General features: G+C 60.5%; 14 protein-coding genes. 13 read left to right on the forward strand and 1 reads right to left on the reverse strand.

Translation table 11 applies throughout. From position 1 onward, the window contains the following. The first annotated feature begins 210 nt into the window (after window positions 1-210). Window positions 211-1,017 (forward strand): response regulator transcription factor, encoded by an 807-nt coding sequence (locus tag IVB46_RS22375; protein WP_085401020.1) that lies wholly within the window; start codon window positions 211-213, stop codon window positions 1,015-1,017. A gap of 314 nt (window positions 1,018-1,331) precedes the next feature. Continuing rightward, a complete protein-coding gene (locus IVB46_RS22380) occupies window positions 1,332-2,579 on the forward strand; it encodes a hypothetical protein (RefSeq protein ID WP_071915345.1) in 1,248 nt (415 codons plus the stop codon). Window positions 2,580-2,597: 18 nt separating this feature from the next. On the opposite strand, the gene IVB46_RS22385 is transcribed toward IVB46_RS22380, so the two are convergent. Beyond that, window positions 2,598-3,596, reverse strand: coding sequence for a glycosyltransferase family 2 protein (locus IVB46_RS22385; protein WP_247308924.1), 999 nt, complete (start codon window positions 3,594-3,596; stop codon window positions 2,598-2,600). A gap of 522 nt (window positions 3,597-4,118) precedes the next feature. Here IVB46_RS22385 and IVB46_RS22390 point away from each other — a divergent pair. The 11 genes from IVB46_RS22390 to IVB46_RS22440 all read left to right on the forward strand — a co-directional run bounded on the left by IVB46_RS22390 (window position 4,119) and on the right by IVB46_RS22440 (window position 15,410). Then, the gene (locus IVB46_RS22390; RefSeq protein ID WP_247309125.1) at window positions 4,119-4,871 is read left to right on the forward strand and encodes an FkbM family methyltransferase; all 753 of its coding nucleotides are present in this window, start codon (window positions 4,119-4,121) and stop codon (window positions 4,869-4,871) included. 259 nt (window positions 4,872-5,130) lie between these two features. Beyond that, on the forward strand, window positions 5,131-6,435 hold the full coding sequence (locus tag IVB46_RS22395) for a lipopolysaccharide biosynthesis protein (RefSeq protein ID WP_166097390.1): 1,305 nt from the start codon (window positions 5,131-5,133) through the stop codon (window positions 6,433-6,435). A 56-nt stretch (window positions 6,436-6,491) separates the two neighbouring features. Beyond that, window positions 6,492-6,650: a hypothetical protein gene (locus tag IVB46_RS22400; RefSeq protein WP_223153622.1), complete on the forward strand. Its 159-nt coding sequence runs from the start codon at window positions 6,492-6,494 to the stop codon at window positions 6,648-6,650. Further along, on the forward strand, window positions 6,643-7,545 hold the full coding sequence (locus tag IVB46_RS22405; protein ID WP_223153623.1) for a thioesterase domain-containing protein: 903 nt from the start codon (window positions 6,643-6,645) through the stop codon (window positions 7,543-7,545). Before IVB46_RS22400 ends, IVB46_RS22405 begins: the two co-directional genes overlap by 8 nt. After that, a complete protein-coding gene (gene nadE, locus IVB46_RS22410) occupies window positions 7,499-8,509 on the forward strand; it encodes an NAD(+) synthase (RefSeq protein WP_071915348.1) in 1,011 nt (336 codons plus the stop codon). Before IVB46_RS22405 ends, nadE begins: the two co-directional genes overlap by 47 nt. A 5-nt stretch (window positions 8,510-8,514) precedes the next feature. Further along, a complete protein-coding gene (gene asnB / locus IVB46_RS22415) occupies window positions 8,515-10,545 on the forward strand; it encodes an asparagine synthase (glutamine-hydrolyzing) (protein WP_247308922.1) in 2,031 nt (676 codons plus the stop codon). Next, window positions 10,542-12,104: an AMP-binding protein gene (locus IVB46_RS22420; RefSeq protein ID WP_247308921.1), complete on the forward strand. Its 1,563-nt coding sequence runs from the start codon at window positions 10,542-10,544 to the stop codon at window positions 12,102-12,104. The genes asnB and IVB46_RS22420 overlap by 4 nt, the downstream gene beginning before the upstream one ends. Window positions 12,105-12,154: 50 nt before the next feature. Continuing rightward, complete coding sequence (locus IVB46_RS22425; RefSeq protein WP_014496395.1) at window positions 12,155-12,433, forward strand: acyl carrier protein; 279 nt, start codon at window positions 12,155-12,157, stop codon at window positions 12,431-12,433. 341 nt (window positions 12,434-12,774) lie between these two features. Continuing rightward, a complete protein-coding gene (locus tag IVB46_RS22430) occupies window positions 12,775-13,491 on the forward strand; it encodes a sugar phosphate nucleotidyltransferase (RefSeq protein ID WP_063986521.1) in 717 nt (238 codons plus the stop codon). A 45-nt stretch (window positions 13,492-13,536) separates the two neighbouring features. Next, a complete protein-coding gene (locus tag IVB46_RS22435; RefSeq protein WP_085401009.1) occupies window positions 13,537-14,676 on the forward strand; it encodes a DegT/DnrJ/EryC1/StrS family aminotransferase in 1,140 nt (379 codons plus the stop codon). Beyond that, window positions 14,673-15,410 carry a sugar transferase gene (locus IVB46_RS22440; RefSeq protein ID WP_247308918.1) on the forward strand — a complete coding sequence of 246 codons (738 nt, stop codon included), beginning with the start codon at window positions 14,673-14,675 and terminating at the stop codon, window positions 15,408-15,410. The genes IVB46_RS22435 and IVB46_RS22440 overlap by 4 nt, the downstream gene beginning before the upstream one ends. Window positions 15,411-15,415 lie beyond the last annotated feature (5 nt).

Consider the following 15,415-nt stretch of genomic DNA (forward strand, 5'->3'; position numbering starts at 1 on the left):
ACGACCATTCACCAACAGCTTGGGGACCCATCGGCCTATAACGAAAGGTATATAGGCAAAATCGAAAGATCGAATCTAACCTTCAGCAATTATTAACTAAACGGCGCCCGACTTCTGTAAATCAGAAAAAACGGGCTATGCAATGCTTTGTTCCTTTTCCTGCGTGTTTTTCATTCAAGTTGTGTCATTGCGTTGGTTGCGGAGGGTAAGATGAGGAGGCGGCAATCCTGCAAAGTTGTTTTGATCGGACGAAACATTTTGCTGCGAGAGGGAATTTCTCAAATACTGCATGCGGCAGATTTTCAAATTGCGGTGTCGGCCTCGAGCACCGATGAAATTACAAGCACACTCCAGGCACATCAGCAGCTCCTGTTTGTGATTATCCACAGCACCGGCGAATTCGATGCAGCCATGAAGCACATCGGATTTGTAAGAGAGAACTATCCGGATGCGCGCGTAGCGATCGTTTCGGACCACTACCGGCCGGATGAGTTGATCGCGGCCTACAAGGCCGGCGCCAGCGGCTATTTCGTCGACGTCAATTCATGCGACGCTTTCATCAAGTCCATCGAACTCGTGACGATGGGCGAGACGGTGTTTCCACCGGCTTTCCTGTCATTCGTGCTCGATAGCGGTTTCGATCGCGAGCCTCAGCTTCAGCCAGTGATCGAAGAGCGATCAAATCTCCTCGTTGCGGCCGAAGAACGGATAGCACCTCATCTGTCACCGCGAGAGCGGGCGATTCTCTCCTATCTGATCGAGGGCAATTCCAACAAGTGCATTGCGCGAAAGATCGATATTGCCGAGGCGACCGTGAAGGTTCACGTCAAGGCGATCCTGCGCAAGATACGGGTCCAGAACAGGACGCAGGCCGCAATTTGGGGAATGAACAACGGATCACTGGTGCGGGTCTCGAATGGTCACGCGCTGCCGTTGTCAATCGATCGGGAACCTACGCTCAGCCTCGTGTCAAGCGACCGCGGACGTCACGAAATCGGCGCCGCAGAGCCGGACTAGCTTGGCGGATCGGCCTGACGCCCATCAAGCCCTCAACAAATGCCGGGCGGCGCCTATACGCGCCGCCCGGCTAACCGCGCCGGACTGATCTATCGATCGAGAGGATCAGAACCTGCCCGTTGAGCGGCAACATTTCGTGGGGCGTCTCCTGCATTCAAATGATGCGCGCTGGGACCGAGCGGCTAGAACGCATCGTCGAACCAATAGTCCTGGTCCCCGCAGGAGCCTGGTGACCGGCAAGCATCGAACCTTGTATCGATCGCTTGCCCACCCGGATGATCCGAGCCCCCTGCTTGCCATGGAGCAAGATACGGATGTCTCCGTCCCTCTACACGCGAATTGGCCTGGCCGGCGCCGTGGCCGTCGTGCTTGCATTGGCGGGCATCGCCGCCGCACAGACGCTTGCAAAGACCAAGCTGACTACTGCCAGCAGCATGAACTTGCCCGATTATCTCGTTCCGGTCACCGATCCCGACACCGGCGCCACGATCGTCCGGATAACAACCCCGGGGCCCTTGGGCGCTGGCCTGGCCTGCCAACGAGCCTATTGCACCCACCGATATTCGAGCGCGCAGGCCTGGAACGCAGACCAGACTCTGCTTCTGATCGCCAACGGTTGTAACGGGCTCTGCTTTCTGGACGGACGGACATACGTTCCGCTGTTCCGCCGGCAGCGTGAAGACGAGTGCGAATGGCACCCGCGCGATCCCGAGCGCATGATATGCGTGATCGGGCGCAAGATCTCGCTCTGGACGCCGCGAACCAATGCCGAAGAGATCATGCTGATGGCCGAGGGCTATCGCGGCCTTCAGTTCGGACCGGGCAAGGGCAATCCCTCTCAGGATGGCCGGCGCATCGCCGTGCGGGGCACGCGCGCCGACGGCGTCGTCGTCGCATTCGCGTTTGACCTCGTGAGCCGACAGAAGTTTCCGGATATCGAAGTGGGGAAACTGCCCGGGCGAGACGGCGTTTGCGAGATATCTGCCCTGGGCAGCTACATCAGATGCAGCCGCTGGGTCGACGGAAAGGATGAGGCATTCATCTATACCGTCGCAGGCGATCTGGTGCAGAGCTGGACCGAACATCATCGTCCGAGTCATGGCGACATGGCCGTGGACACAGACGGACGCGAGATATACGTCGGAATCAGCAAAGCTGATCCCGACATATACCAGGTGATCAAGCGCCGGCTGGATGACGGCGTGGTTACCGCCCTTGCTCCGCGTGGAGAGGCCTCGCATGCGTCCACGCGCGCGATCCACTGGCCCGGCTGGGTGATTCTAAGCTATGGCGGCGATCCAGCCGAGATCGCCCAGCTACCAAAGTTTGCGCCCTTCGCTCGGGAAGTCATTGCTCTGCGAATTGACGGCAGTGGGGAATTCCGACGCATTGCGTACACACGCAACGTCCCGCACGACTACTGGAGCGAGACTCACGGCTCGCCGTCGCCTGACGGTTCCCAGGTGATCTGGTCGAGCAATTGGGGGGTAGCGGGCGGCCCCGTGTTCGACTTCGTAACACGTCTCGATGCCCCCGATCGGACCAGCGCCTTGTCCCGATAATGATCGGCGGCGGCTCCGTCAGGCGTGACCCACACGAGCTAATGAGCCCGCTGCCGATGTACGCGCTCGCGCCCGGATCGCCTTGTTGGCTGCCTTGATAACCGAGGGACGCAGGATCTGGAGCGCGTCCCGGATCGTCGCCCCCCAGGACTGGTGGCGAAATCTTCCGCGCAATCTTGCAACCCGCAATGCACGCACGACCGTTTCGGGATCCGGAAGCCCTTGCTTGTCCTCGACCAGGCTCCAGGTCAGATTCTTGAGATCAAGGGTCTCCTCATCGATCTGAGAGAACGATTTGGAAGCGGTAATGTTCGCGTGGTCCGTCATATCGTAGAAGATCAAGCCATCGTCGATCGCCACCATGTCGCCATGACAGGCGAGGTCGACGAAGAACAGCTGGTCCACTCCCCACCGGATCGACTTGTAGTTTCGCATCAGACAACCCGCCTGGATGACCTCGCTGTTGATCAGCAGGGTCGACGGAACAATTCCCAGCACCCGGGTCTTGCCGACCAAATAGAGATCAGTCAGGCACTGCTGGCTCGAATACAGCGTGACCTGCCCTCCCCGGCGATATTTTATGCCTTCATCCTGAACGAGATGAGATGTGGAGGTCATGAACGCAGCGGTGGGGTACGTCCTGGCCAATTCCGCAAAAGTCTCGAGCGATCCCGGCACCAGCCAGTCGTCGTCATGCAACACTTTGATCCAATGACCGCGGCATGCGAGCATCGCGCTGTTCGTATTCTCAACCTGGCCCCGTCCTCGGTGGTTCTGGACAATTCGAATACGGGAATCGCTCCGAGCGTATTCAGACAGAATGCTCCAACTGACGCCTTTTGGACCTTCGTCGTCGCTGATCACCATTTCCCAGTCGGCGTAATTCTGCTGCAGCACGCTTTCAATCGTACGGCGTATCATATCCGGTCGACGGAAGGTTGGTATGGCCACCGAAATCATGGGGCGGGCGTCCGGATCTCGAATGCCATCCGACCCGTCGTGCTGCAACAGGTTCATCGCTTTCCCTCAAGCTCAGTTCATGTCATTCAAGCAGTCGGCCCTGACGAACCCGCGATCGGCGCCGCAAAACACCGACCTCATCGCGTTGCACCGCGTCCTTCTTGATGAGCAGTGAACGTCAAGACCGACCGAATTACACACGACGAACGCTAGGTAGCGGCATGGGACTGGTCATCCTTCATTCGCATGACAATGATTATCCCCAGACGCGAGGTCTCGAGGCGGCCAGCTCGGTCGGCAGGATCACGGCGGAGCCGGGAGATCCGGAATCGAACGATCGATACCATCATGCAAATGAAGGATGGCCGGGCGCCCCGGTCAGCCTACGCTCTCCCGAGCAGCTAACCGCTAGAGATGGGTGGCCCCTTGCACAAATTGCATCAACTGCTCGCTCGAATTCAAGAGGAGCCCGACAAGGCTCGATTCCTGCTATCGCGCGGACTGTGGGTGAGCGGACTGTGCCGCTTTATCACCTTCGGCTTTCCTGCCGGATACAGAATGCGTTTCTATCCCAGCTCCATGTCCGCAGGACTCTGGCGCAACCGGAACCTTCGCGCCGAAGACGCCGACTTCGTCGGATCTTACCTGCAGCCCGGAGAAACCTTCGTCGATGTCGGCGCGAATGTCGGACAGTTGAGCCTCGCGGCCGCCATGCGGGTTGCCCGATCCGGACGAGTCATCGCTATCGAAGCACATCCGCGCATCTGCAAATACCTGCTGGGCAACATTCGCCTGAACGGATTGGCCGTCGAGGTCCACAACACGGCGATCGGCAGCACGGAAGGCGAGCTCGTCTTCACGGACTTTCGGAGTGACGACATGAACTTCGCATGCGCTACTCCTCCGGCCGGCATCGCGGCGCTCCGAGTTCCAGTACGAACGCTCGATTCGATCGTCGGAAATCGGGCGATCGATCTCCTGAAGGTCGATGTCGAAGGGTTCGAAGTCGATCTTCTCAAGGGCGCCGCCCAGACCATTTCCAATTGCCGATGTCTGTACATAGAGGATTCTGAGCTCAACCTTCGGCGGGCCGGCACCTCGCGTGCGGAGCTGTATGACCGACTGACCGATCACGGGTTTGAGCTCTTCCATCTCAGGGCGGGACGACTCGAGCCAGCGTCTCCCGACATACCAGGACCGGACGACGATAACCTGATCGCCGTCAGACCATCCGCCTTGTCGGACTTGCTCGCGCGGACCGGCCTTCGGCTTGCACAGCTCACGTCCCCATCGCCTGTAGATCGGCGTCTCCCGTCGGCGCGGCTTGCGTGAGTATCCATCATCCGCCCACAAGCCACGCGCATCACAGCTGGGTTCCGGCCCCACGATCGGGCTCCATGCGTCGTCTATTCCGCAAGCACGAGCTGTTCATGCAAACTCTCCTTCGATTCCGCGACACTTCAGTCAGCGTCATGCGAACGAATGATGGCGCGCCCCCCTCTCCATCCTACGATCGAAGCGAAACAGATCGCACCGTCGTCGCAACGATCTTGCTTTTTTTGAAATGAATTCTGGACCGAGGAAGTTTTTCATGGCCGCGAAACCGGCGACCGGTCCGACGCGGACAGGGGCTCTTGTTCGTGCAGCGGCGGGCGTCTCCGCCCTCGCACTCACCGGCCAGCTCATGCTTGTAGCGGCTATTCCTATCCTCACCCGGCTCTATTCGCCGGAGGATTTTGGAATCTTCACGATCTATCTCTCGATCGTAAACATCGTCGGCGCGATAGCCGGACTTCGCTTCAGCACGTCTCTGTATGTGGTCGAGGACAGAGCTCACGCGCTGGTCGCGCTCAAGCTCACACTCGTGGCGGTCTGCTTTACGACCTCTGTTGTCCTTACCGCGGGATACCTGCTGTCGGACGTGGTGCCAGCACGACTGCAACATCTTACCTACCTCGTACCCATCGGGATGGCTGCGGTCGGCGTTGCCGACGCAATGAACTGTTGGTGCTTGCGCTTCAATCATATGCGTGACTTCGGCATGGGCCGCCTGATCCTGCCGGCGTCGATGGCAGTGCTCCAGGTGAGCTTCGGCCTCGCGCACCTCGGGGACGGCGCAATGATCCAAGCCCACATCCTGAGCCAGGCTGTGTTGATCGCATTTCTCTGCGTCCGGCTCCTGAAATGGGAGGACATCCGCCGCATCGCGCAAGCCCCGTGGGGTTCGGTCGCGGCGACGGCGCGGCGAGAGTACAAATTTCCCCTGTTCGAGCTGCCCTCCGCCCTTGCGGGATTCGCGATCATCAATCTCCCCGCAATCTTCATAGGCTCGCTATTCGGTACCGCATTCGCCGGGCATTTTGGCGTCGCCGCCCGTCTCGTGACTGGTCCGGTCACCCTGATCGCCTTGCCGCTCAGCAATGTCTTCGTCGCCGAGGCCAGCAAAGACTTCGACCGTCATCATCTGCTCGGCACCGCATGCGGCCTGTTGGTCGTTGCGGCCGGCCTGATCGTTCTGCCGGTGCTCGGCCTTGGATTCATCTCCCCCTACGTCGTCGTTCCGCTGCTCGGAGAATCCTGGATACCTACGGGTCAGATCATGGGCGCCCTGGCGCTCATGTGCGCCGCACAAGCCTTGTCGACGCCCATTCAGGAAGTTCCGACTCTTTTTCGCCGTCAGGAACTGCGTCTGCTGGTTGATCTGGTGCGGGCCGTGTTTGTATTTGGCCCACTTCTCATCGGTGCTCACCTCGGCCTCGACCCGTTGCAGGTGATCTACATGATGGCCGCCGGAGGAGCTACCGGCTACGCCCTGGGAATTATCGTGGCGCTGTTTCTCTTGAATGGGCCTGGCGGCGCGCGGACGTCGGGCGCACCGATCAATGGGCCTGTGTGACCCAGAGGGTCGAAAGAGCACGCCCCGAACTTCGCGTCCGCTCGAGGAGGCGGCACATGGACGACAGACGCGCTGGAGCGAAAATAACCAATTTCCTGGGCGCGACCATGTGCTTCATGCAAATGAATGATGAGAGGATTTTCAACGTCTTCATACTCCAATTTTGGAGCTCGGTCAGTCGGTTGCATGCCAATGAAGCTACGGCCATTGATTGATACAGGCGAGGATTTGGCTTCTCCGCCCTCGTGCATTGTGGCGGCGGCGCCGCCCGTGCTTTTCCTACTGCCCGGCTCACTTGGTTATGGAGCCAGCCTCGCCGCCCTGACAGCCTCAATCCGCGAAATTGCACATGTCGTTCCGATCCGCTACCCGGATCTCGGCAAGATATTGCAGGGTCAGGACAGCGTTTGCGATATGGCTGCTGCTGCCGTGGAGCAGATCAATCGCATCCAGCCGCGCGGCCACATCAGACTTCTCGGTCATTCCCTCGGTGGGGCGGTCGCCTTCGAGGTCGCGACGCGAATGTTTGCCGCCGGCCGCTCGGTGAAGTTCTTCGGAATTCTCGACACCAGCCTCATGGGCGAGCGCAGTTCTGCATGGGAGACGTTGACCCGCACGATCCGTCGAATCCGCAACAACCGGGTCACCGCGCCCCGGATGGTCTGCCGGGCCCTCGCCAAGGCAACCGTTGCGATCGGCCATGAAGCTAACCTGGCCCGGATGCTCGATCGCCGCGCGAAGGGGCAGTTCGATCTCACGTCGTTCAGGCTCAAGCAAGAATTGCAGGAAGTCTTGCGCGCGAAGGCCTACTTCCGCTGGTTGGCGGAGCCGAAATCGATGCTGCCGTTCTCCGCCGTTCTGTTCCGATGCCAGCGAAAGAAGATGCCGCAAACTCTGGGATGGGATCGTGCGTTTGCCCAGATCGATGTCGTCCCAAGCGCAGGCACTCACACCGATCTGGTCATGCCGCCCTACCTCGCGATGAACTTGCACCTCGTCCAGAAGGCGCTGTCGCAAACCTACTCACCGGCCGAGTTTCCCCAGAGAGAGGCGGATTGTTCAAGTGACCTTGCAAGCAGCACACAGCCAAACCGAACCCGCGTTCAGTAAAGACGCCCTGGTCCTGGATGCGCCATCCGAGGTCGCGCGCATCGTCGCGTTCTTGCGCGACCGTGTCCTTGGCGTGCTTGGCCGACGCGGAGCCATCGTCGGGCTTTCCGGCGGCATCGACAGCTCGGTGGTCGCAGCGCTCTGTGCGCGCGCATTTGGAAATACGAAGGTCCTCGGTCTGCTGATGCCCGAGCGCGATTCGTCTTCCGATTCGCTGAGGCTCGGCCGGGCCGTCGCCACGCAACTGCGCCTCACGACGGTTGTCGAAGACATCGCACCGGCTCTCGAAGCATTGGGCGCATACCGCCGGCAGCGAGAGGCGATCCAAGCCGTCGTACCCGAGTACGGCACCGACTGGAAATGCAAGCTGGTACTCGGCTCGGGTTCGGAGAGCGCCGGCATCAACATCACCCGTCTGACCGTACAAGACCCGGACGGCGAAACCTCCACCGTGCGTCTTCCGCCCGAGGTCTACCTGCAGATCGTTGCTGCAACCAACTACAAGCAACGGGTCCGCAAGATGACCGAGTACTATCACGCGGACCGTCTGAAATATGCCGTGATAGGTACGCCAAACCGGCTCGAGCACGATCAAGGCTTCTTCGTGAAGCAGGGTGACGGGGATGCGGACGTCATGCCGATTGCGCATCTCTACAAGAGCCAGGTCTACCAACTGGCCGAATACCTTGGCATCGACGACGAGATCAGGCGACGGCCGCCGACATCCGACACATTCTCGCTGCCGCAGAGCCAGGAAGAGTTCTATTTCGCTGCCCCGTATCGATTGACTGATGTTTGCATGTACGCGGTCAACCACGGCATTTCCGCCGACAACGTGGCCGAGGCCGTAGGTCTGGCCACAGCGCAGGTGCAGAAGGTCTTCAAGGACATCACTTCCAAGCGTCGGGCGACGCGCTATCTTCACAGCCCGCCTCTACTCGTTGATGCGGTAATCGAGGACTAGACGGCATGTGCGGCATCGCGGGCATCGTGGCGCTGAGTGCGAACGCTCCGAGTCCTTCGCGGAGAGCGCTCTTGCGGATGACCGGGGCGCTTGCACATCGCGGGCCAGACGAGCGAGGCCTCTACCGGGACCAACGCGCGGGCCTGGCGCACGCCCGGCTCTCGATCATCGACATAGCGGGCGGACAACAGCCTCTCTCCGATCCCGGCGGCCCCGCCTGGATCGTGTTCAACGGCGAGATCTTCAACTATGTCGAGCTGCGCGAGCAGCTGATCTCGCTCGGCCATCGCTTCCGCACCCGCAGCGACACGGAGGTCGTGATTCAGGCCTATCGCGCCTGGGGCGAGGCAGCATTCGAACGGATGAACGGGCAATGGGCCCTTGCCATCTGGGACGCCTCTGCCGGCCGCCTCGTCTTGTCCCGTGACCGGACCGGAATCTGTCCGCTCTATATCTGCAACCATCAAGGCCAACTCTACTTCGCCAGTGAGATCAAGGCCATCTTCGCGGCAAATCCGGCAATCCCTCGAGCGTTCGATCCGGCAGGCATCGACCAGACCTTTACCTTCTGGAGTAGCGTGCCGCCGCAAAGCGTGTTTCAGGGGATCACGGAAATTGAACCGGGACACGTCCGCAGTTACGTGCGCGGCGCGGTCCGGGACCGCGCATTCTGGACTCCGTCCTATGCGACCCGGTCCGACGAGCATCGCATTTTGTTGTCTGCCGGCTGCAATGATGATGTGATCGATGCTGTGCGTAGCGCATTGGAGGCGGCTACGGCGCTCCGAATGGTGCGGTCCGACGTCCCCGTGGGAAGCTATCTCTCCGGTGGTCTCGACAGTTCGCTTGTTGCGGCATTGGGAAGCCGGTTTGCAGGCAGGCGCTTCCAGACGTTTTCCGTGCGCTTTGCCGACGCTGAGTATGACGAGACCTCCTATCAACGCCTAATGGCACGCACGATTGCGAGCGAGCACCACGAGCTCATGGTCTCGCGGCAGGATATCGCCGAGGTATTTCCCAAGGTCATCTATCACACTGAGCGGCCAATCCTGCGGACCGCCCCTGCACCGCTGTTCCTGCTCTCGAAGCTCGTACGCGAGCGCGGCATCAAGGTCGTGCTGACCGGCGAAGGCGCAGATGAAATGTTCGCCGGCTATGATGTGTTTCGCGAAGGCAAGATCCGCCGTTTCTGGGGCCGCCAGCCGGCCTCAACGCGGCGCGCCGCCCTCCTGAGCCGGCTCTATCCCTACATCTCGCGATCGCCGGTCCACATGCAGGCCATCGCGCTGAAGTTCTTCGGACACGGCATTGCTGCCCCGGATGCGCCCGGCTTCGCTCATTCTCCGCGTTGGCGCAGCACGAGCGCGATCAAGCGCCTGTTCTCCGCAGACATGCGCGCTGCGACTTCGCAAGCCGACCCGGTGACCGAACTGCTCGATCGTCTGCCACCGGATTTTTCCCGCTGGACGCCGCTCGCACAAGATCAGTACCTCGAGACCAAGACGCTCCTGGCCGGCTACCTGCTCTCCTCGCAGGGAGACCGGATGCTGATGGCGCACTCGGTCGAGGGACGCTTTCCATTCCTTGACGACGACGTCGTCGAGCTCGCGAACTCCCTTCCCGACGCCTGCAAGCTTCGCATCCTCGACGAGAAGCACGTCCTTAAGCGTGTAACACAGTCGCAGGTTCCACCAGAGATCGTCACACGCAAGAAGCAGCCCTACCGGACCCCCAATGCGCTCTGCTTCGTCGACAGGGATGCCCCCCCTTATGTCGACGAAGCGCTCTCAGGCGCAAGCGTCCGCGCCGCCAACATCTTCGACCCGGTGGCGGTCGAACGGCTGCGCACCAAGTGCCAAGCCCATGCACTCGCCGGCAATGGCGACCTGTCCAACTTCGACAACATGGCGCTCGTCGGCGTCTTGTCCACTCAGCTCCTGTTCCAGCAATTCGTCGCGGACCGGCCGGAAGCACCGCACCGCCTCGAGCTCAGCGTGGACGTCGACCACCAGGACGTACCGGGAGTTTACGCATGATCAACGATCCCGTGCCGCTCCTGCACGATTACCTGATCAACTCGGCCCATCAAAACGGCGCGAAGGTCGCGCTCGTATGCGACGGTCATCGGGTCACCTACGACCAGCTCGAGGCGTGGTCGAATGCGGTCGCGCACCACCTGGTCGAGGCCGGCGTCGAGCGCGGCGATCGTGTGATGATCTTTGCCGACAACACCGTCGAGGCAGCCGTCAGTTTCTGGGCCGTCCTCAAGGCCAACGCGATCGTATGCCTCATCAACCCTCTCACGAAACCCGACAAGCTCGGCTATCTCCTCAATGACTGCCAGCCGACTGCGCTCATTACGCAAACGCGCCTTTACGCCACGTTCCGCGAACCTGCACGACATTGCCCGTCCTTGCGCCGCGTGATCGTGTCCGGCCCAATCGACGACGCCGATTTGAACGCACTGCCGCATGCCGTGCGATGGAGCACTGTAACGGCCACCGAGCACGCCGCAGCACCAACGCGCCGCTGCATCGATATCGATCTCGCCGCCATTGTCTACACCTCGGGCTCGACCGGCGAGCCCAAAGGGGTGATGCTGACGCACCGGAACATGATGACGGCGTGTACGTCGGTTTCGTCGTATCTGGACGTCCGTGACGATGAGGTCATCCTCAACGCTCTGCCACTCGCCTTCGACTACGGCCTGTATCAGATGATCATGGCCGTACGCGCCGGGGCGCGCCTTGTTCTCGAGCGCTCGTTTGCTTTCCCCGCCGAGACGCTCCGGCGTATTGCAGAAGAGAGAGTGACGGGTTTTCCCGGCGTGCCGACGATGTTCTCGACTCTGCTGCAGCTAGAGTCGTTGAAGAGTTACGATCTATCCAGCATTCGCTACGTGACAAGCACCGGTGCCGCACTGCCGGTCCGGCACCTGGCGCAGCTGAGACACACGTTCCCCGGCGCCCGCATCTACTCCATGTACGGTCTTACCGAATGCAAACGCTGCACCTACCTGCCGCCGGAGGATCTCGATCGGAAGCCGTCGAGCGTAGGAATTGCCATCCCGAATACCGAAATGTGGATCGTCGACGAGCGTGATCAACGGGTCGGCCCCGGCATCGCCGGCCAGCTGGTGATCCGCGGTGCGACCGTCATGAAGGGCTATTGGCGAAAGCCCGAAGCTACTGCGAAGAAACTCAAGCCCGGACCGCTTCCCGGCGAGCAGGTGCTTTACACCGGCGACTTCTGCCAGATGGACGCCGACGGATATCTGTACTTCGTCAGCCGGAGCGACGAGGTCATCAAATCTCGCGGCGAGAAGGTCGCGCCCAAGGAGGTGGAGAGCGCTTTGCTGGACATTCCCGGCATAAGGGAAGCGGCAGTCGTCGGCGTTCCCGATGATCTGCTCGGCCACGCGATCAAGGCATTCGTGGTCATCGACCAGGTGCGGCCGATCGACGCCAAGCAGATCCAGCGCGAATGTCACAAGCGCCTCGAGAGTTTCATGGTCCCCAAGTACGTCGTTATCGTGCCGGAACTGGCCCGCACGGATACGGGCAAGATCAACAAGAGAGAGCTCATCACGGGATAGCTTGTGGACGACCAATCGACGCACCCGCTTTCATATGGAGCACCAACGCAATGACACTGGTCTTGGCACCCGACCGCTGCAAGGAGCAGATCCGCGCCTTTCTGACATCGAATTTCTACATCAGCGACATCGCGGCGCTGAACGACGACGCTTCCCTGCTCGACCAGGGGATCATCGATTCGACCGGAGTGCTCGAGGTGGTCGGGTTCATCGAGACGACCTTCGGCATCGCCGTCGACGACAATGAGATCCTGCCCGAGAATCTCGATTCAATTCGGGGCATGGCACGCTACATCGCCAGCAAGGTTAACTTGGCCGCCGATACCTGACCGACCGGCGCGTCCGGCAAGCAGAGGAAACGAGCTGTCCTGTGACTCGATCGCAGCTTGGCGCCCCGGGGCTTCACCCGGCCGCCGAGTGCGGCGTTTTTTCGCCCTTCGCGAACCCTTCCGCATGAGCCCCTTGGTCAAGGCGAATCCCGTGTCTTCCGGAGAGGCACGCCTCGACTGCACGACTGCGTGGACTACCCGCCGGCATTCCTCTGCCGTCCGATTCCAACGCTCTCATGCAAACGAACGAAGACGCAGGCATGGTTTGCTCCTACCTTTTTCCGTGAGAAGCATATCTCGTTTTTTTTGATGCGTATTTTTTTGAGTACATGGAGGTTCAGATGAAAGCGGTAGTTCAGTGCGGCGGCAGAGGAACTCGACTTCGTCCACATACGTCCATTTTGCCAAAACCCCTCATGCCAATCGGCGCCCGTCCCGTCCTCGAGCTCGTTCTCAAATGGTTGAGACGGAACGGGATCGGAGAGGTCTTCGTCACCACCGGTTATCTGGGCCATCTGATCCGCAGCGTCTGTGGTGACGGCAGCCAGTGGAACATGCAGATCACGTATACGCAGGAGCTCGAGCCGCTCGGCACGATCGGCCCGCTGTCATTGCTGCGAGAACAGCTCAACGAGCCGTTCCTGGTCCTCAACGGTGACGTCCTGACAGACCTGAACCTGAACCAGCTGATCCACAATCACCGAAAATCCGACGCCAACATCACCATCGGAACCTCCGTTCGGAGCACGAAGATGGACTTCGGTGTGATTGATGAAATCGATGGACGCGTGACCGGATTTCGCGAGAAGCCGGAGCTGACGAACCTCGTCAGCATGGGAATCTACTGCATGAATCCGGTCGTCCTCGAGCGCATTCCGTCGGGCGTCCCCTTCGGATTCGACGACCTGATGTTCCAGATGCTCGAGGAAGAAGCCCGCGTCAACGTCTTCAAGCACACTGGCCTGTGGCTCGACATTGGCCGGGTCGAGGACTTCCTGAAAGCCCAGGACATTGCGTGGGACGAGCAATCGACTGCATTCGCAACTGCGGCTGCGTGACGCAGCGTCACCCTTCGCATGGGGAATGAACGGGAAGAGGAACACATGCTGTTGGTATCAGAACCGGCCCTGGGAATTGACGAAAAGGAAGCTCTTGTTGCCGCGATCGATAGCGGCTGGATCACCATGGGGGATCGCGTACGGGAGTTCGAGCAGACGTTTGCACGCATGCATGGCGCCGAGGACTCAATTGCAGTCGGATCATGCACGGCCGCACTTCACCTCATCCTGCATGCGCTCGGAGTCGGCCCCGGCGATGAAGTCCTCGTTCCATCTCTCACGTTCGTTGCCACGGCCAATGCCGTGCTCTACGTCGGAGCGCGGCCCGTGTTCGTCGATGTCCAATCCGGGGCAATTCCCCTGATGTCCGCGGCCGACGCGCTCCGCAAATGCACCTCGCGGACGAAAGCGGTGATCCTCATGCATTTTGGGGGCTACCTCGCTGATCGAGAGGAGTGGCAGGCCTTCGCTCGCAGCAAGGGTCTGCTCCTGATCGAAGACGCCGCGCATGCGCCCGGCGTCAAGGGGGTCGGCACGTTTGGCGATGCAGCCGCGTTCTCCTTCTACGGCAACAAGAACATGACGACTGCTGAAGGCGGCGCAATCATAACGCGTCACCGGATCTTGAACGACATGATCAAGCGCGCCAGGTCGCATGGCATGACCACCAACACGCGCCAGCGCCTCGTCAGCCGCAGCCCCGAATACGACGTGACGCTTCTTGGATTCAACTACCGCATGGACGAGTTGCGCGCCGCGGTCGGCCTGGTGCAGCTGCGTAAGTTGGCAGGTTGGAACGACGCCAGGCGGCATCTGTCGCTGCACTATCGGCGGCGGCTCGCCGAGCGTTGCCCTTCGGTCCTGGTGCCATTCAACGCGTCGTGGGTATCGGCCCACCATCTCATGCCGGTCGTTCTCCCCGCGGCAAGCGCGCGGCAACCCCTGATCGAGCAGCTCAGCAAGCGCGGCGTTCAGACGACCATTCACTATCCCCCGGTGCATCGGTTGACGTTCTACCAGGATCAGTATCCGGGCATCAGCCTACCCAACACTGAGGATTTTTGCGGACGTGAGCTCACCTTGCCGCTCCATCCCGCGATGACTCCCGCCGACGTCGATCACGTGGCAGACAGCCTCGCAGATGGACTTCGGGTAACCTGTCCCGCGGAGGTCGAACAGGCATGAGCGAAACGGTCAATGCGGGATGCGCTGGGCCGGCAGCTCCGGCCGTGCGTTTGCGGCGCGTCATCGATGTCCTCGGTGCCGGGACGGCCATATTCGTCTCGCTGCCGATCCTGTTGGTCATTGCGCTTGCAGTCTGGATCGAAGGCGGGCGACCGATACTGTATTCGCAACTCCGTCTCGGGCTGAACGGGGCGCCGTTCCGCATGTACAAGTTCCGGAAGTTCAGAGCCGATTGCGACGATCGCGGAAGTCCGCTCACGATGGTGAACGACAACCGCATGACGACGATCGGCGGGCTGCTGGCTGCATTCAAGCTGGATGAGCTACCGCAGCTCTGGAACATCCTGCGCGGTGACATGTCTTTCGTCGGCCCGCGACCCGAGACCCTCGTATTTGCCGACTGTTTCAGGAATGGTTTCGAAAAGATCCTGGAACACCGGCCAGGCCTCGTCGGACCGTGCCAGGTTCTCTTCCGGCATGAAAATGAGCTGTTCCCGCCGGACGGCAATGTGGCAGATTTCTATCGGGAGGTTCTGTTTCCCGCCAAGGCGAAGATCGACCTGGCATATTATTCCAATCGAACCATCACGTCCGATCTCCGGTGGATCGTTCAGGCCGGCTGGATCGCCGTGGGGGAGCCGCTTCTCAACCGCATGCGAGGACCCCGACCGGAGAGCCAGAGCGGCATAGCGCCAACTGGCGGGTCTGTCGGTGCGAACCTATTTCAAAAGTAGACGGG

Source organism: Bradyrhizobium sp. 61, from assembly GCF_023073075.1.
In the GTDB taxonomy this organism is placed as follows: Bacteria; Pseudomonadota; Alphaproteobacteria; order Rhizobiales; family Xanthobacteraceae; genus Bradyrhizobium; species Bradyrhizobium barranii.